Raw genomic sequence first — 16,486 nt, 5'->3', positions numbered from 1 at the left:
ACTGCGGCAAGACCGGCCGCGCGGCGCGGTCAGACGTCGTAGCTGGCGCCGGGCCGGACCACTTCCAGCGGGCCCGGGTACGCGGCGGCCGCCGAGGCGAGCGTGTGCGCCTCGCTCCCCCAGGCCGTCACGAGGTGGGTCAGCAGCAGCCGGCCGACGCCCGCCTTCGTCGCCGCCTCGCCGGCCTCCCGGCCGGTCAGGTGCAGGTCCGGCGGATTGTCCACGCCGTCGAGGTAGCTCGCCTCGCACAGGAAGACGTCGGCGTCCTGGGCGAGCCGCAGCAGCGCGTCGCAGGGAGCGGTGTCCGACGAGTAGCAGAGCACCCGACCCCCGTGCTCCAGCCGCACCCCGTACGTCTCGATCGGGTGGTTCACCCGGTCGACGGTGACCGTGAGCGGACCGATCGGGAACGTGCCGGGCTGCAGGGCGTAGAACTGGTACACGTCCTCGAGGGTGCCGTCCTCCTGCCCGTACGCGGTGGCGAGGCGGTCCGGTGCGCCGGCGGGCGCGTACACGGGCAGCGGCGGGTAGGGGCCGTCCGGGGCGTACCGGCGGACCACCACGTACGACGTCGCGTCGAGGATGTGGTCGCAGTGCAGGTGGGTCAGCAGGATGGCGTCGGGGGCGTGCAGCCCCGCGTACCGCTGGAGGGTCGACAGTGACCCGGGACCGAAGTCCACCAGGAGGCGGAAGCCCTCGGCCTCGACGAGGTACGCCGAACACGGGGATTCCGGACTGGGGAAGCTCCCCGCGCAGCCCAGAACGGTCAACCGCATGGGGTCGCTCCGCTGTCACTGTCAGTAGTGTCCGCGCCGGCCGTGGCCCTCTGAATGATCTCTACCGACGCGTACGCCACGCAGCGCAGCCTACGCTCGCACGCCGCGGGGCATGAATCGTCCATGGGAAGTTGTCACGAAGGTGACACCGTCCTCGGATTCGGTGACCGGCGTTGCACGGCCCGTCACCGCCGCCACCCGGCGGTGGACGGGGACGGAGCCGCCGACAGATGCCGGCGGCCCCGTCCCGTCCGACCGGTCAGGCCCAGAGCTGGCCCTCCAGGGCGTCCTCGGCGTCGGCGAGCGTGCCGCCGTACGCGCCGGTGGACAGGTACTTCCAGCCACCGTCGCACACGACGAACGCCACGTCGGCCCGACGACCGTCGCGGACCGCCTCGTGCGCCACCGCCAGGGCGGCGTGCAGGATCGCGCCGGTGGAGAAGCCGGCGAAGATGCCCTCCACCTCCACCAGCTGCCGGGTACGCAGCACTGCGTCCCGGGTGCCGACGGAGAAGCGCCGCGACAGCACGGTGGCGTCGTACAGCTCGGGAACGTAGCCCTCGTCGATGTTGCGCAGGCCGTAGACCAGCTCGCCGTAGCGCGGCTCGGCCGCGACGACGTGGATCCCGTCGACCTTCTCCCGCAGGTAGCGACCGGTGCCCATGAGGGTGCCGGTGGTGCCGAGACCCGCCACGAAATGCGTGATCGTCGGCAGGTCGTGCAGCAGCTCCGGACCCGTGGTCTCGTAGTGCGCCCGGGCGTTCGCCTCGTTGCCGTACTGGTAGAGCATCACCCAGTCCGGGTGCTCCGCCGAGATCAGCTTCGCGGTGGCGACCGCCTGGTTGGAGCCGCCCGCGGCCGGCGAGAAGATGATCTCCGCGCCGTACATCCGGAGCAGCTGCACGCGCTCGGTCGAGACGTTCTCCGGCATCACGCAGACCAGGCGGTAGCCGCGCAACTTGGCCACCATCGCCAGCGAGATGCCCGTGTTGCCACTCGTCGGTTCGAGGATGGTGTCGCCCGGCCGCAGCCGGCCGGCCTCCTCGGCCGCCCGGACCATGAACAGGGCCGCCCGGTCCTTGATGCTGCCGGTCGGGTTCCGATCCTCCAGCTTCGCCCACAGCCGCACCGGCGGCGCCCCGTCGGGCACCGTCGGAGACAGCCGCGGCAACCCCACCAGGGGGGTGCCGCCGGAGGCGTCGAGCAGGCTGTCGTACCGCGCCATGGCGACCGCCCTCAGCGGGCGGCGACCGGCGTGCTGCGCACGCCGTCGGCACGGTGCTGGCTGATCGCCGCTGCCGCGGCACGGTGCTGGCTGATCGCGGCTGCCGCCGCGAATCCGAACGCGCCGCCGGCCACGGCCGGCAGGATGGTCACGCTGTCGCCGTCGTTGAGCTTGGCGTCCAGCGCACCGAGGAAGCGCACGTCCTCGTCGTTGACGTAGACGTTGACGAAGCGGTGCAGGGCGCCGGCGTCGGTGACCAGGCGGCCCTTCAGCCCCGCGTGGCGCGAGTCCAGGTCGGTGAGCAGGTCGCCCAGGGTGTCGCCGGTGCCCTCGACGACCTTCGAGCCGCCGGTGTAGCTGCGCAGGATGGTGGGAATACGAACTTCGATGGCCATGGTGACGTGCTCCTTGATCGGGTGTGCCAGGGGGTGACGGGACGCGGACGGGTGCTGCGGCGCTGAGGTCAGCGGCCGGAACACTCGTAGTCGACCGTCGCCGGGCTCTGCCCGAACATGTAGGACTGCACGGCGTGCGGGTCCACCCCGGCGTCCAGGATCCGCACCGGCTCCTCCGTCACGACGCCGTCGACGATCCGGAAGGAACGGATCTCCTCGGTGTCGGTCTCGCGGGTGGAGACCAGCAGGTAGTGCGCGCCCGGCTCGCCGGCGAAGGAGATGTCGGTGCGGGACGGGTAGGCCTCGGTCGCGGTGTGCGAGTGGTAGATGACGACGGGCTCCTCGTCCCGGTCGTCCATCTCCCGCCACACCCGGAGCTGCTCCATCGAGTCGAACTCGTAGAACGTCATGGAACGGGCCGCGTTGTCCATCGGGATGTGCCGGGTGGGGGTGTCGCTGCCGGCGGGACCGGCGACCACACCGCACGCCTCGTCGGGGTGGTCCCGACGCGCGTGGGCGACGATCGCGTCGACGATCGACCGGTCAATGCTCAGCACGCCGCCCAGCCTAACGCCTGCCCCGCTACAGCGGCAGGTGGCGACGGTCACCATCAGTCGATCAGCGCGTTGAGCAGGGACTCCTGGAGGTAGCCCAGATAGGCGTAGACCGAAAGCTGGAACACCCGGCTGGACGAGGGATCCTCGGCCACCGCGTCGTCCAGCTCCGCGCCGAGGTCGGTGCCGTCCTTGATCTCCAGCCGGACGCCCATGGCCAGGCGGGCGTCGTTGAGGGCCCGCAGCCACGCCTCGGCCGCCTCGGCGTCGAGGCGGACCTCCCCGCCGGCGGAGTCCGGCAGGGCGGCGAGGATCGCGCCGGCCTGGTCGATCTTGGCGGTCTTGAGGTCGCCCTCCGTGTAGCGGCGGAACTCGGCGCTGGTCGAGGCGTCCTCCGGGTACGCGTCCGGGAAGAGCCGGCCGACCACCGGGTCGGTGTGGTCGAACCCGTCCGTGAGCAGGCCGACGACCTCGGAGGCCACCTTCCGCAGCACCCGGACCTCGTCCACTGCCAGGACGGCCACGTAGCGGTCGCCGTGGCGACGGAACATGCTCACGAGCGGTCCACCGTCGCCCAGAGGCCGTACGCGTGCAACTGCGAGGCGTCGTGTTCCATCCGCTCCCGGGCGCCGCTGCTGACCACGGCGCGGCCCTTGTGGTGCACGTCCAGCATCAGCTGCTCGGCCCTCTCCCTGCTGTACCCGAAGAGCTTCTGGAAGACCCAGGTCACATACGTCATGAGGTTGACCGGGTCGTCCCACACGATCGTCACCCATGGCCGGTCGGACGCCGGCACCTCATCGGTGTCCGGCGTCTCGACCGGTGCAACCTGCGGAGCCGCCATGCCCCCCATCGTGCCACCGGAACCAGCGGACCGAGGAACCGGAACGCCGGGCCCGTCCGGATCGTCCCGGAAGACCACCACCGGACCGGCCCCGTCAGGCAAGGAGGATGCCGTGGTCGACGGCGTCCGAGAGCACGGCGTCCAGCGCCAGGCGAACGACGTCGAACCGGCGGGACACCTCCCGGGTCAGCTCCAGCTCGACCTCGCGCAACGCCCGCTGGGACCAGGCCCGGGCGACGTTGGGGTCGTCGTTGCCCGGGCTGCGCCAGTGCTGCCAGCAGCCGCCCGAGAGCGCCACCGCCACCGGCGGGAGCACCTCGTCGCGGGGCGCCCCGGGATAGGCGACCACCGCGTCGATCGCGCCGGCACCGGTCAGGCCGGCCACGCCGCCCGTGCTGGTGACCAGGAGCACGCGGTCGAGGTCCGCTCCGCCCCGGTGGTCGACCAGCGCCCACCGCACGGCGGCGCAGAGCCGGCGTCGGACCCCTTCGGGCAGCGGCGTGCCGAAGACCGCGCCGGCAGCGTCGGCGAGCATCCCCCGTACGGCGTGGTCGCACTGGGCGGTCGCCAGCAGCGAGAGCGCCTCCGTCTCCCGGTCGAGCAGTTGCGGCAGGCCGGCGCAGCCGACCCCGAAGACGATCTCCTGCACGACCCGGAGATGGATGTTGGCGACCTCCAGCGCGAGGTGCTGGCGGATCCGCTGTGAACAGGACCGGGCCTGCCGTTCCAGCCGCTCCGACCATGATCCCGGCTGGGAGAGCACCGACACCCGCCCGTGCGAACCCGGCAGCACCGGCGGCTCGGCGCTCGCCCGCCGCAGCCCCTCGTCGGCGGCCCAGCCCACGAGGGCCCGGCGCAGGTCGGCGCTGTCGCCGTCGCGGATGGGGAACCAGCGGGCCCCGGCCAGCCCCGGAACGGCGGCCAGCAGGGTGGCCCGGTGCGCCTCGACGGTCACCGCGACCGGGTCCACCGGGTCGGCCGCAGGGGCCGGCCCGGCGAACCCCGCCTCGGCCGGACGAGCGGACGCCCCCGTGTCCTCCGTCGTCGGCACGCCGTCGGACGCCGGCGCCCACCCGGTCACGCCGGGCGTCACCGCGAAGAACACCCGCACCGGAGAGCGGGCGAGGTCGGTGAGCAGGTGCAGCTCGGCCGCGGCGAACGCCTGGTCCGCCGCGATGACGAAGAGCACGGCGCCGGCCCGCCCCGCCGCGTCGAGCAGCACCTGCCCGCCGGCGACGCCGAGTGCGGCGGTGTCCGGGGTGTCCACCAACGTGAAGTGGCGTAGCAGGGGCTCCGGCACGGTCAGCTCGACCCGGCGCGGCGGCCGGGCGAGGGCGGGGCCGGCGGCGAGCCGGTCGGCGCCGTAGGAGTGCGGCTGGCGGTAGCCCGGCACGTACGCGGACCGGCTGGGCGACTTGGCGTGGCGCAGCACCAGCCAACTGCCGGCGGGCACGCCGAGCAGAGCAGGGTCCAGCCGGAGCAGATCGGCGAGCAGCGCCGTCCGGCCGGCGGCGGCCGGACCGGCCGCGATCACGCCCAGCGGCTCGGCCGGGTCGGGCCGGGTCACACCCAGCCGTGCGGGCAGTGGCCGGCACTGGGGCAGGTCGGTGGAGCCGAAGATGTCACCCGACATGTCCACCTCGGGGAGCGGACCCGGCTTCATCAGGCGGCCTCCCCTGCACGGCGACCGGCGGCAACCGGCCACGTCGATAGTCCGGCGTTGCGGAACCGGATGCCGGAAGAGTACGGGCACAGCGGCGCCCTGGCGAACAGGCGGGGTACTCACCGGTAACTGTCGCGTTACTCAACTTCGGTGCGTGACGGTATGCGCGCGTACGGCATTCCGTCGATATGCTGCGGCAATGAGTCGGTGGAGGTTCGTCGGACGGGCAGACGAGTTCAACCGCCTGCTGACCGCGGTGACGGGCGCGGAGGGACGGGGTCTCTTCTTCTCCGGCACCGCCGGCATCGGCAAGAGCAGGCTGCTCCGCGAGGTGGTCGACGCCCTGCCCCGGGAGACGTACGCGGTCTGGCTGGTCGCGGCGAGCGCGACCACCGCCGCACTGCCCTTCGGCGGGCTGGTCCAACTGCTGCCCGCGGACCAGCCGCCCGGTCTCTCACCGGCCGGGATCCTGCGCTGGGCGCTCGACGTGCTCCAACAGCAGGCAGCCGGGCGGCGGATCGTCCTCGCCATCGACGACGCGCACCTGCTCGACCCGCCGTCGGCCGCGCTGGTGCACCTCGTGGCCCGGTCGGAGAACGCCACCGTCATCGGCACCCTGCGCGACGGCGAGCAGCTTCCGCTGCCGATCCGCGCGCTGTGGACGGACGGCCTGGTGGACAACGCCGAGCTGAGCCCGATGTGTCCGGCCGACACCGCCGGCCTCCTCGCCGCCATCCTCGACGAGCCGGTCGACCCGGCGTCCGCCGACCGGCTGGGCCGGCTGTCGGCCGGCAATCCGCTGCTGCTCCGCGAGCTGGTGCACGCCGCCGTCGGCAGCGGCGAAGTGACCAGCACGTACGGGGTGTGGAAGTGGACCGGCCGGCTGGAGCTGGCGCCGAGCCTCACCGAGCTGATCGACACCCGGATCGGCCGGCTCACTCCCGGCGTACGCGCGGTGGTCGAGCTGGTCGCCTTCGGCGAGCCGCTGGGCCTGCACCTGCTGAACAAGGCCGTCGAGCCGGAGGACGTGGAGACCGCCGAGGAGCGGGGGCTGATCACCATGGTCACCGACGACCGCCGGCTCGACGTGCGGCTCGCCCACCCGCTGTACGGCGAGGTCATGCGCCGGAACTGTCCGGTCAGCCGGACCCGGCGCCTACAGGCCCGCCTCGCCGCCCTGCTGCAGGAGGTCGGCAGCCGGCGACGCGACGACCTGCTGCGGGTGGCCGTCTGGCGGCTCGACTCCGGCACGGCACAGGACGCCCCGATGCTGCTGGGCGCGGCGGTGCAGGCGTTCACCCGGTACGACGTACCGCTGGCGACCCGGCTGGCCCGCGCGGCGCTCGACACGGGTGGCGGCTTCGACGCGGCGGAGCTGTTGGCCACCATCCTCATGTTCGCCGACCGGCCGGACGAGGCGATCGAGGTGCTCGACGCGGTCGCCGCGGATCTCGGCGACGACCGGCGGCGCAGCCGGTGGCTGACCGTACGCGGGATGGTCAGCTACTGGGGGCTCAGCCGGGAGTCCACCGTGGAGGAGATCGCGGCGCGGGGCGCCGAGCTCGTCGACTCGGCCGACCAGGCCCGCGTGCTGGCCTTCGAGGCCATCATGCGGCTGCACCGGCTCGACCTGGGTGCGGCTCTGCGGCTGGGCCGGACGGTGCTGGACCGGCCGGCCGCCAGCGTGTCGGCCCGCGAGCTGGCCCGCTGCACCATCGCGTACCTCCACGCGGCACAGGGGCAGCTGCGGCTCAGCGCCACCGCCGTCGGCCTGACCCAGTCGGAGGCGGCGCGCTGGCGGACCGACATGCCGTACCTGCAACTCGCCCTGGAGCTGGCACGCGGCACCCGGCTGGCGATCGGCGGCGATCTGGCCGGCATCGACGCCATCGCGGCCGACGAGTTCGCCGACCTGGCCGGTGCCGGCGACTTCCGGCTCGGCACCGGCTACCTGGCCATCCTCCAGGCCTACGCGGCGCGGCTGCGGGGGCAGAGCGACGCGGCGCTGGGGATCAGCCTCAGTGCCTGCGCCGTGCTGGCCACCAGCCGGGTGTACGCGGGCCTCGCCCAGGCCGAACGGGCGCAGACGGCGGCACTGCGCGGCGACGCGGAGCAGGCGGCGGAGGCCATGGCCGAGGCGGACCGCACCCACGCCCCGAGCATGACGGTGCTCTACCCCTGGCTGGAGCAGGCGCGGGGCGCGGTGCTCGCCGCCGCCGGCGACCTGCCCGGCGCGGCCAAGCACCTGAGCGCCCTGGCCGACCGGCTGCGCGCGGACGGCCTCGCCGGCCACGAGGTGCACGTGCTGCACGACCTCGTCCGGCTCGACCAGGCCACCGCGCCGGTCGGCCCGACCTGCTCCGACGGCAGCCGCCGGACCGTCGCGCAGCGGCTGTCCGAACTCTCCGAACGTGTCGACGGTGAGCTGGCGCCACTGCTGGCCCGGCACGCCCGGGCGGTGGCGGAGGGCGACGCCGAGGAGCTGCTCGCGGTCGCCGACGACCTCGCCGACCTCGACCTGGTGCTCTGGGCGGCCGAGGCGACCGCGACCGCGCTGCACCGGCTGCGCGAGCGGCGCTCGCCGCTGGTCACCACGGCGCGGGAGCGACTGGCCGGCCTGCTCGGCCGGTGCGACCAGATCCGCACCCCGGCGCTGCGGGCCGGTGCGCCCACCCTCACCGAGCGGGAGTGGCAGATCGCGCGGCTCGCGGCCGACGGCAGGACCAGCCGCGTCATCGCCGAGCGGCTCTTCCTGTCGGCGCGCACCGTCGAGAACCACCTCCAACGGATCTACGGCAAGCTCGGCGTGGCCGGCCGGGCCGAGCTGGATGCGGCGCTGCGGGCGATCCCGGGCCACGAGGGCGGGCGACCCGGGTGAACTCTAGGCTGGGGCGGTGAGCACCCTTCGCCCCGCGCTGCTGACCGACCACTACGAGCTGACGATGATCAGCGCCGCCCTGCGGGACGGCACGGCCGACCGCCGCTGCGTCTTCGAGGTGTTCAGTCGCCGGCTGCCCACCGGCCGCCGCTACGGCGTGGTGGCCGGGACCGGTCGGCTGGTCGACCTGATCCGTGACTTCCGCTTCGACCCGGAGGAGATCGACTTCCTGCGCCGGACCGGGGTCGTCGACGAGCAGGCCGCCGCCTGGCTGGCGAGCTACCGCTTCACCGGCGACGTCGACGGGTACGCCGAGGGCGAGCTGTTCTTCCCCGGCTCGCCCATCCTCACCGTCTCCGGCGGCTTCGCCGAGTGCGTGGCGCTGGAGACGCTGGTCCTGTCGGTGCTCAACCACGACTGCGCGGTCGCGGCGGCCGCCGCCCGCATGGTCACCGCCGCCCGGGGCCGGACGCTGATCGAGATGGGCTCGCGGCGGGCGCACGAGGAGGCCGCGGTGGCCGCCGCCCGCGCCGCGTACCTGGCCGGATTCCGGTTCACCTCCAACCTGGCCGCCGGGCAGCGGTACGGGATCCCCACCGCCGGCACCGCCGCGCACGCGTTCACCCTGCTGCACGACGACGAGCGGGCCGCGTTCGCCTCGCAGGTCGCCACGCTGGGCAAGGACACCACCCTGCTGGTGGACACGTACGACATCAGCCAGGGCATCCGTAACGCGATCGGGGTGGCCGGCACCGACCTGCGCGCGGTCCGGATCGACTCCGGCGACCTGGCCGTGATCGCGCAGCAGTCCCGCGAACTGCTCGACTCGCTCGGCGCGACCGAAACCAAGATCATCGTCTCGGGCGACCTCGACGAGTACGCCATCGCCTCGCTCGCCGCCGAACCGGTGGACATGTACGGCGCCGGCACCTCCGTGGTCACCGGCTCCGGCGCACCCACCGCCGGGCTCGTCTACAAACTGGTCGAGGTCGACGGGCGCGCGGTGGTCAAGCGCTCCGAGCACAAGGCGACCATCGGCGGCCGGAAGGTCGCGATCCGCCGGCACAAGCCCACCGGGACCGCCACCGAGGAGATCGTCGTCCCGCAGGGCGTGCCGGACCACCGGCCGCACGACCGGATGCTGCAACGGTCGTACGTGGTCGAGGGTGAGTCGGTCCTGCTGCCCACCCTCGACGAGTCGCGGGAACACCTGCGGCAGTGCCTGATCTCCATCCCCTGGGAGGGGCTGAAGCTCTCCGCCGGTGACCCGGCCATCCCGGTCACGGTCATCCCGGCCGACTAGAAAGGGGCGAACAACTGTGAGCACCGCGCTGATCATCGTGGACGTGCAGAACGACTTCTGCGAGGGCGGTTCCCTCGCCGTCGGCGGCGGGGCGGGCGTCGCGGCCGGCATCACCCGGCTGCTCGCCGCCGAGCCGGACCGCTGGGACCACGTCGTGGCGACGAAGGACTACCACATCGATCCCGGCGCGCACTTCGGCAACCCGCCGGACTACGTCGACTCCTGGCCCCGGCACTGCGTGGTGGGCACCCCCGGCTCCGAGTTCCACCCCGACCTGGCCACCGACCGGGTCGAGGCGATCTTCCACAAGGGCGAGCACGCCGCCGCCTACTCCGGCTTCGAGGGCCACGCCGACGATGGCGAGTGCCTGGCGGACTGGCTCCGGCGGCACGGGGTGGACCGGGTCGAGGTCGTCGGCATCGCGACGGACCACTGCGTACGCGCCACCGCGCTGGACGCCGTGCAGGAGGGCTTCGCCACGACCGTGCTGCTGGACCTGACCGCCGGCGTCGCCCCGGACACCACCGACGTCGCGGTGCGGGCGTTCGAGGGAGCCGGCATCACCACCCACGGGGCACCTGTGATCAGGGCCGCATGATCTGGTAAATCGTTGGCGGCGGTCGTACCCCCGGTCGAGGATGTGCGCGGAGGTACGGACCGACGTGAACATGAAGCCTTACCGGGAGGCGCTGGCCCTGCCCGGCCTGCGGTCGTTGCTGCTGGTGGCGGTGCTGGCCCGGGTGCCGCTGACCGCGACGGGCGTGACCCTGACGTTCTACGTCGTGGAGGACCTCGGCCGCGGGTACGGCGCCGCGGGGCTGGTCGGCGCCGCGATCACCGTCGGCGCGGCGATCGGTGGCCCGCTGCTGGGCCGGCTGGTCGACCGGCGGGGCCTGCGACCGGTGCTGGTACTGACCGCCGTCGCCGAGGCGGTCTTCTGGTCGACCGCGCCGATGCTCCCGTACCCCCTGCTGCTGCCCGCCGCGTTCCTCGCCGGCTCGCTGGCCCTGCCGATCTTCTCGGTGATCCGCCAGTCCGTCGCGGCGATGGTCCCGGTGGAGCGGCGCCGGCCCGCGTACGCGCTGGACTCGATGTCGGTGGAGCTGTCGTTCATGGTCGGGCCCGCCCTGGCCACGGCGTCGGTCACCGCGATCTCCGCGCGGACCACCCTCTACCTGGTGGGCGCCGGGATCGTCGCCGCCGGCGTCGGGCTCTGGCTCCTCAACCCCCCGGTCCGGGGCGCCGACGAGCCGGTGGCGACCCGCCGGCGGGTGCCCCGCCGGGAGTGGCTGACCCCGCGCCTGCTGGCCCTGCTCGCCGTCAGCACCGCGTGCACGCTCGTGCTGGGCGGCACCGACGTCGCGGTCATCGCGGCGCTCCGGGAGAGCGGCGAGGTCGGCTGGACCGGCGTCGTGCTCGCCATGTGGGCGGTCGCCTCGCTGGTCGGCGGCTTCGCGTACGGGGCGGTCCGCCGGTCCTTCTCCCCGCTGGCGCTGATGGCCGCGCTCAGTCTCTGCACGATCCCGGTCGGCCTGGGCGGCTCCCACTGGTGGCTGCTCTGCCTGGCGCTCATCCCCGCCGGCGCCCTCTGCGCGCCCACCATCGCCGCCACCTCCGACGCGGTCAGCCGCCTCGCCCCGCCCGAGGCGCGCGGCGAGGCGATGGGCCTGCACGGCTCGGCCATCACGGTCGGCATCGCGGTCGGCGCTCCCCTGGCCGGCGCGGTGATCGACGCCCACGCGCCGCTGTGGGGCTTCGCGGTCACCGGGGCGATCGGCGTGGTCGTGGCCCTGCTCGTCCTGCCGGTCGAGCTACGCCACCGCCGTGCCGCCGCCACCTTCATGGCCGGACCGGCGGAGCCGGCACTGACGCCTGTCCCCTGATCACCCGCCTGGCTCAGAGGTCGGACAGCGGGCGCTCGGCGTCGCTCCAAGAGACGACGGACATGATCCACTCGATGTCACTGAAATCGGGGTGTCACGGCGCCCTCAACACCCCAACTTCCCGTCACCGGAGTCGAGGCATGGAGGCCACCGCCCACGGCCGGACCAGCCCGCGGCCGGCACGGGCGCACGGGCACGAGCACGGGGACACCACGGGGACGCGGGAACGGCGACGGGCGCCGGTCCCCGAGGGGGAGCGGCGCCCGTCGTACGTGGTGCGGGAGCGTCAGCGGCGGTCGATGTCGCTGGCGGTGTCCTCCTGGTAGCTGGCGCCACCGTCGGACTCGCTGGTCAGCGGCTTGGCGCCACCCTCCGGCGGACCGGCGAGCGACTGGCCACCGGCGGCCAGCTCCGGGAACTTGTGGTCGAACGCGGGCCGCTCGGAGCGGATCCGCGGCATCCGGTCGAAGTTCCGCAGCGGGGGCGGCGAGCTGGTCGCCCACTCCAGCGAGTTGCCGTAACCCCAGGGGTCCTCGACCTCGACGACCGGCCCGGACTTGTACGACTTCCAGCAGTTGTAGAGGAACGGCAGCGTCGAGACACCGGTGATGAACGCGCCGACCGTGGAGATCATGTTCAGCGTGGTGAAGCCGTCGTCAGGCTGGTAGTCGGCGTAGCGGCGAGGGAAGCCCTCGTTGCCCAGCCAGTGCTGCACCAGGAAGGTGGTGTGGAAACCGATCATGGTGAGCCAGAAGTGCACCTTGCCGAGGCGCTCGTCGAGCATCCGGCCGAACATCTTCGGGAACCAGAAGTAGATGCCGGCGAACACCGCGAACACGATCGTGCCGAAGAGCACGTAGTGGAAGTGGGCCACCACGAAGTACGAGTCGGAGACGTGGAAGTCCAGCGGGGGGCTGGCCAGCAGCACACCGGTCAGACCACCGAAGAGGAACGTCACCAGGAAGCCGATCGAGAAGAGCATCGGCGACTCGAAGCTGAGCTGGCCCCGCCACATGGTGCCGATCCAGTTGAAGAACTTCATACCGGTGGGCACGGCGATCAGGAAGCTCAGGAAGCTGAAGAACGGCAGCAGCACCTGGCCGGTGGCGAACATGTGGTGCGCCCAGACGCTCATCGACAGGGCGGCGATGGCGATCGTGGCGGCGACCAGGCCCTTGTAACCGAAGATCGGCTTACGGGAGAAGACCGGGATGATCTCGGACACGATGCCGAAGAACGGCAGCGCGACGATGTAGACCTCGGGGTGCCCGAAGAACCAGAAGAGGTGCTGCCACAGCATCGGGCCGCCGGTCGCCGGGTCGTACACGTGGGCACCGAGGATGCGGTCCGCGGCGAGCGCGAAGAGCGCGGCGGCCAGCAGCGGGAAGACCAGGATCGCCAGGAGGCTGGTGACCAGCAGGTTCCAGGTGAAGATCGGCATCCGGAACATGGTCATGCCGGGCGCGCGCAGGGTCAGGATCGTGGTGATCATGTTGACCGCGCCGAGGATGGTGCCCAGACCGGAGATGGCCAGACCCACGATCCACATGTTGGCGCCGACGCCCGGGGAGTGCTCCACGCTGCTCAGCGGCGCGTACGCGAACCAGCCGAAGTCGGCGGCTCCACCCGGGGTGATGAAGCCGAGCGTCGCCATCGTGCCGCCGAACAGGTACAGCCAGTAGGCGAAGCTGTTCAGCCGGGGGAAGGAGACGTCCGGCGCACCGATCTGGAGCGGCACGATGTAGTTGCCGAAGGCGAACACGATCGGCGTCGCGAAGAACAGCAGCATGATCGTGCCGTGCATGGTGAACAGCTGGTTGTACTGCTCGGGCGACAGGAACTGCAGCCCGGGTCGGGCGAGCTCGGCCCGCATGATCAGCGCCATGAGGCCACCGATCATGAAGAACGCGAACGCGGTGACCATGTACATGATCCCGATCTGCTTCGCGTCCGTGGTCCGCAGCAGCCGCGCGAGGGCCGACCCCTTGACCGGTGCTCGGACCGGCCAGGGCCGGGTCACGACCGGCTTGGGTGCGACGGTGGTCACGAGTGGCCTCCGGTTCTGGGTTGTCCCGCTTGGCGCGCGCTGGTTTTTCGGCGAGCCGTCATCCGCAAGGAGGATAGTCCCCGGCAGGTGGCCCCGCCGCGTGGGGTGGGCGGGTAACCTGCGCCACTCCGCCCCGCCGCCCCGGTCCGGGTGGTCGCGGCGCACCGCCGGACCGGCGTCACCGCAACGCGCCGCCGGCCCGGCTCAGAGCGGACCGAGCAGCAGCCGGTAGTGGGCGCCGAAGATCCGGCCGCCGTGCCCGCGCAGCAGCGGGTCGCGGAGCGGCGGCGGCACGTCGCGGGTCCGGTTGCGGTCCCGGGTCCGGTCCCGCACCCATCGCGTACGCGGGCGACGACGACTCTCGTACGCCGTGAGCGCCGCCTCGACGCTGCCGGCGTTCCGCAGTGACTCGGCGAGCACGACGGCGTCCTCCAGCGCCATGGCGGCACCCTGCGAGAGCGTCGGGGCGGTGGCGTGCGCGGCGTCGCCGACGAGCAGGACCCTCCCCCGGTGCCAGCGCCCCAGCTCGACCTCGTCGGTGACGCCGACGTGCACGTCCTCGAGTGCGTCCAGCACCTCGGGCACCGGCCCGCCGTAGTCGCCGAACAGCTCGCGCAGCCGGGCGACGGGGTCGGTGGGCGGCTCGGTGCCGGTCTCGTCGGCGTAGCAGTGCAGTCGCCCGGCGCCGATGGGCACGACGAGGATGCCGGCGCGCTGCCCGAGCAGGGCCGTCCAGTCGGCGACGCGGGGGCCGTCGCGGACCACGCTGCGGTAGACGATCTGTCCGGTGGCGCGGGGCGGACCGCCGAGGGCGGCCAGGCCACGGACCGAGGAACGGGGTCCGTCCGCGCCGACGACCAGGTCGTACTCGGTGGCGGTGCCGTCGACGAACGTGACGCCGACGCTGCCGGGCAGCGGGTCGACGGTGCGGACCTCGGCGCCGTGCCGGACGGCGCCGCCGGCCCCGGTGAGCAGGACACGGTGCAGTTCGCCCCGCAGGAGCGCGCGGCACTCGCCCACGCCGGCCCACAGGGCGTCGAGGTCGACCTCGCACAGCGGCGCTCCGGTCGAGTCGAGGAAGCGCTGCCGGTGGATGACCTCCCCGAGCGGGCGCACCGGCCCGTCGAGGTCCAGCCTGCGCAGCGCCCGGGCGGCGTTGCCGGGCAGGTAGAGACCGGTCTCGGACAGCTCGCCAGGCGGCAGCTTCTCGGTGACGTCGGGTCGGAAGCCTGCCATCCGCAGCGCCCGGGCCACGGCCAGGCCGGCTATGCCCGCGCCGACGACGAGGATGCGCAGGGGGGAACCACCCATGGTGGTGTACGCCTCCGGAGGGGTTTCGGTACGCGTTGGAGGCAAGACACTACTCGCCGCAATCGACGCACACCAGGGTCGATCGGTCATCGCGCACGGTCCCTCGGCGACTCGCGTCGGACGCCCGTCCCAGCAGTTCAGGGCCGGTCGACGGAGCCCGCGGTGTCCACATCCCGAAACAACCTGGCCGCTTCATTTGCACAAGGATTTCAAACATGTGAATGTGTTCGGAGAACGTGGGAGCGCTCCCGTCCCGTAACCCCCGTCGCGCCCACACCCCCACGTAGTCCAAGGAGCATCATGAGACGTCCCCTCCGGGCCATCGCCGCCGCCGGGCTGCTGGCCGCCGGCTCGATCGTCGCGGTAGCCCTCGGCGGCACCGCGTCGGCCGACACCCAGATCTGCGAGCAGTACGGCTCGACGGTCATCCAGAACCGGTACGTGGTGCAGAACAACCGCTGGGGCACCACCGCCCAGCAGTGCATCAACGTCACCAGTACCGGCTTCGAGATCACCACCCAGAACGGCAGCAGCCCCACCAACGGCGCCCCGACGGCGTACCCCTCGGTCTTCCTCGGGTGCCACTACACGAACTGCTCGCCCGGCACGAACCTGCCGATCCAGGTGAGCCAGATCAGCAGCGCCACCAGCAGCATCAGCTACCGGTACGTCAGCGGAGCCACCTACAACGCCTCGTACGACATCTGGCTCGACCCGTCGCCCAAGCGGGACGGCGTGAACCAGATGGAGATCATGATCTGGCTCAACCGGCAGGGCTCCATCCAGCCCATCGGCTCGCCGGTGGGCACCACCACCCTGGCCGGGCGGACCTGGGAGGTGTGGCGCGGCAGCAACGGCTCCAACAACGTCATCTCGTACGTCGCGCCGTCGCCGATCAGCAGCCTGTCCTTCAGCGTGCTCGACTTCATCAACGACGTACGCAATCGGGGCGCGATCACCAACTCCTGGTACCTCACCAGCATCCAGGCGGGCTTCGAGCCGTGGCAGGGTGGCGTCGGCCTGGCGGTCACCAACTTCTCGGCCGCGGTGAACGGCGGCGGCAACCCCACCACCCCGCCGCCCACCACGCCCCCGCCCACCACCGCGCCGCCGACCACGCCCCCGCCGGGTGGCAGTGGGTGCGCGGTGAAGTACACGCCGAACGCCTGGAACAACGGGTTCACCGCCGACGTGCAGATCACCAACACGGGGTCGAGCACGATCAACGGCTGGACGTTGGCGTACTCCCTGCCCGCCGGGCAGCAGATCACCAGCAGTTGGAACGCCACGGTGAACCAGAGCGGGTCCGCGGTGACCGCGCGGAACGTCAGCTGGAACGGCACGCTCGCCCCGGGCGGCACGGCCAGTTTCGGCTACCAGGGCACGCTGAGCGGGGCGTACTCCTCGCCGAGCAGCTTCACCCTCAACGGGGTGGCCTGCGCACGGTCCTAGGGTGACCTGACGAGGGGTGGGGGGGGGGGGGGCCCCCCCCCCCCCCCCCCCCCCCCCCCCCCCGGCGGGGGGCGGGGGGGGCCCCCCCCCCCGGGGGGGGCCCCCCCCCGCCCCCCCCCCCCGGGGGGGGCCCCCCCCCGCGGGGGCCCCGCGGG

General features: G+C 72.9%; 14 protein-coding genes. 5 read left to right on the top strand and 9 right to left on the bottom strand.

The window, feature by feature from the left end; translation table 11 throughout:
• Nucleotides 1-29: 29 nt before the first annotated feature.
• The 7 genes from ACIBR0_RS15680 to ACIBR0_RS15650 all read right to left on the bottom strand — a co-directional run bounded on the left by ACIBR0_RS15680 (nt 30) and on the right by ACIBR0_RS15650 (nt 5,457).
• Nucleotides 30-776 carry an MBL fold metallo-hydrolase gene (locus ACIBR0_RS15680; protein WP_396716100.1) on the bottom strand — a complete coding sequence of 249 codons (747 nt, stop codon included), beginning with the start codon at nt 774-776 and terminating at the stop codon, nt 30-32.
• 259 nt (nt 777-1,035) lie between these two features.
• Entirely contained in the window at nt 1,036-2,001 is a 966-nt protein-coding gene (locus tag ACIBR0_RS15675; RefSeq protein ID WP_396716098.1) for a PLP-dependent cysteine synthase family protein, read from the bottom strand.
• An 11-nt stretch (nt 2,002-2,012) separates the two neighbouring features.
• A complete protein-coding gene (locus ACIBR0_RS15670; RefSeq protein ID WP_357032295.1) occupies nt 2,013-2,396 on the bottom strand; it encodes a MoaD family protein in 384 nt (127 codons plus the stop codon).
• A 68-nt stretch (nt 2,397-2,464) separates the two neighbouring features.
• Nucleotides 2,465-2,953 carry a M67 family metallopeptidase gene (locus tag ACIBR0_RS15665; RefSeq protein WP_357032292.1) on the bottom strand — a complete coding sequence of 163 codons (489 nt, stop codon included), beginning with the start codon at nt 2,951-2,953 and terminating at the stop codon, nt 2,465-2,467.
• A gap of 53 nt (nt 2,954-3,006) precedes the next feature.
• The gene (locus tag ACIBR0_RS15660) at nt 3,007-3,501 is read right to left on the bottom strand and encodes a DUF2017 domain-containing protein (protein ID WP_357032321.1); all 495 of its coding nucleotides are present in this window, start codon (nt 3,499-3,501) and stop codon (nt 3,007-3,009) included.
• Between the two features lie 2 nt (nt 3,502-3,503).
• Nucleotides 3,504-3,794, bottom strand: a complete 291-nt coding sequence (clpS, locus tag ACIBR0_RS15655) for an ATP-dependent Clp protease adapter ClpS (RefSeq protein ID WP_350702872.1) — start codon at nt 3,792-3,794, stop codon at nt 3,504-3,506.
• 94 nt (nt 3,795-3,888) lie between these two features.
• Entirely contained in the window at nt 3,889-5,457 is a 1,569-nt protein-coding gene (locus ACIBR0_RS15650) for a hypothetical protein (protein WP_396716096.1), read from the bottom strand.
• A gap of 199 nt (nt 5,458-5,656) precedes the next feature.
• Between ACIBR0_RS15650 and ACIBR0_RS15645 the strand changes: the two genes are divergently transcribed.
• Genes ACIBR0_RS15645 through ACIBR0_RS15630 form a run of 4 tightly spaced genes read left to right on the top strand, consistent with a single transcriptional unit; the run spans nt 5,657 to nt 11,521 of the window.
• Nucleotides 5,657-8,335 carry a LuxR C-terminal-related transcriptional regulator gene (locus tag ACIBR0_RS15645; protein ID WP_396716094.1) on the top strand — a complete coding sequence of 893 codons (2,679 nt, stop codon included), beginning with the start codon at nt 5,657-5,659 and terminating at the stop codon, nt 8,333-8,335.
• Nucleotides 8,336-8,351: 16 nt separating this feature from the next.
• A complete protein-coding gene (locus ACIBR0_RS15640; protein WP_396716092.1) occupies nt 8,352-9,638 on the top strand; it encodes a nicotinate phosphoribosyltransferase in 1,287 nt (428 codons plus the stop codon).
• A 16-nt stretch (nt 9,639-9,654) separates the two neighbouring features.
• Nucleotides 9,655-10,236, top strand: a complete 582-nt coding sequence (locus ACIBR0_RS15635) for an isochorismatase family protein (RefSeq protein WP_357039714.1) — start codon at nt 9,655-9,657, stop codon at nt 10,234-10,236.
• Nucleotides 10,237-10,276: 40 nt separating this feature from the next.
• Nucleotides 10,277-11,521, top strand: coding sequence for an MFS transporter (locus ACIBR0_RS15630; protein ID WP_396716090.1), 1,245 nt, complete (start codon nt 10,277-10,279; stop codon nt 11,519-11,521).
• A 286-nt stretch (nt 11,522-11,807) separates the two neighbouring features.
• Here the strand turns inward: ACIBR0_RS15630 and ctaD are convergent, their stop codons facing one another.
• Nucleotides 11,808-13,568, bottom strand: coding sequence for a cytochrome c oxidase subunit I (gene ctaD / locus ACIBR0_RS15625; protein WP_396716088.1), 1,761 nt, complete (start codon nt 13,566-13,568; stop codon nt 11,808-11,810).
• A 204-nt stretch (nt 13,569-13,772) separates the two neighbouring features.
• Complete coding sequence (locus ACIBR0_RS15620) at nt 13,773-14,879, bottom strand: FAD-dependent monooxygenase (RefSeq protein WP_396716086.1); 1,107 nt, start codon at nt 14,877-14,879, stop codon at nt 13,773-13,775.
• 300 nt (nt 14,880-15,179) lie between these two features.
• Between ACIBR0_RS15620 and ACIBR0_RS15615 the strand changes: the two genes are divergently transcribed.
• A complete protein-coding gene (locus ACIBR0_RS15615; protein WP_396716084.1) occupies nt 15,180-16,331 on the top strand; it encodes a cellulose binding domain-containing protein in 1,152 nt (383 codons plus the stop codon).
• Nucleotides 16,332-16,486 lie beyond the last annotated feature (155 nt).

The sequence above is a fragment of the Micromonospora sp. NPDC049497 genome (genome assembly GCF_044465805.1).
Lineage (GTDB): Bacteria > Actinomycetota > Actinomycetes > Mycobacteriales > Micromonosporaceae > Micromonospora.
This window is presented reverse-complemented; position numbering and strand designations above follow the sequence as displayed.

What these genes read in the sequence shown, in the direction of transcription:
- ACIBR0_RS15660 (WP_357032321.1), bottom strand. Translation starts at nt 3,501, where the DNA reads ATGTTCCGTCGCCACGGCGACCGCTACGTGGCCGTCCTGGCAGTGGAC.
- ACIBR0_RS15675 (WP_396716098.1), bottom strand. Translation starts at nt 2,001, where the DNA reads ATGGCGCGGTACGACAGCCTGCTCGACGCCTCCGGCGGCACCCCCCTG.
- ACIBR0_RS15680 (WP_396716100.1), bottom strand. Translation starts at nt 776, where the DNA reads ATGCGGTTGACCGTTCTGGGCTGCGCGGGGAGCTTCCCCAGTCCGGAA.
- ACIBR0_RS15620 (WP_396716086.1), bottom strand. Translation starts at nt 14,879, where the DNA reads ATGGGTGGTTCCCCCCTGCGCATCCTCGTCGTCGGCGCGGGCATAGCC.
- ACIBR0_RS15650 (WP_396716096.1), bottom strand. Translation starts at nt 5,457, where the DNA reads ATGAAGCCGGGTCCGCTCCCCGAGGTGGACATGTCGGGTGACATCTTC.
- ACIBR0_RS15670 (WP_357032295.1), bottom strand. Translation starts at nt 2,396, where the DNA reads ATGGCCATCGAAGTTCGTATTCCCACCATCCTGCGCAGCTACACCGGC.
- ACIBR0_RS15645 (WP_396716094.1), top strand. Translation starts at nt 5,657, where the DNA reads ATGAGTCGGTGGAGGTTCGTCGGACGGGCAGACGAGTTCAACCGCCTG.
- ACIBR0_RS15630 (WP_396716090.1), top strand. Translation starts at nt 10,277, where the DNA reads ATGTGCGCGGAGGTACGGACCGACGTGAACATGAAGCCTTACCGGGAG.
- ACIBR0_RS15615 (WP_396716084.1), top strand. Translation starts at nt 15,180, where the DNA reads ATGAGACGTCCCCTCCGGGCCATCGCCGCCGCCGGGCTGCTGGCCGCC.
- clpS (WP_350702872.1), bottom strand. Translation starts at nt 3,794, where the DNA reads ATGGCGGCTCCGCAGGTTGCACCGGTCGAGACGCCGGACACCGATGAG.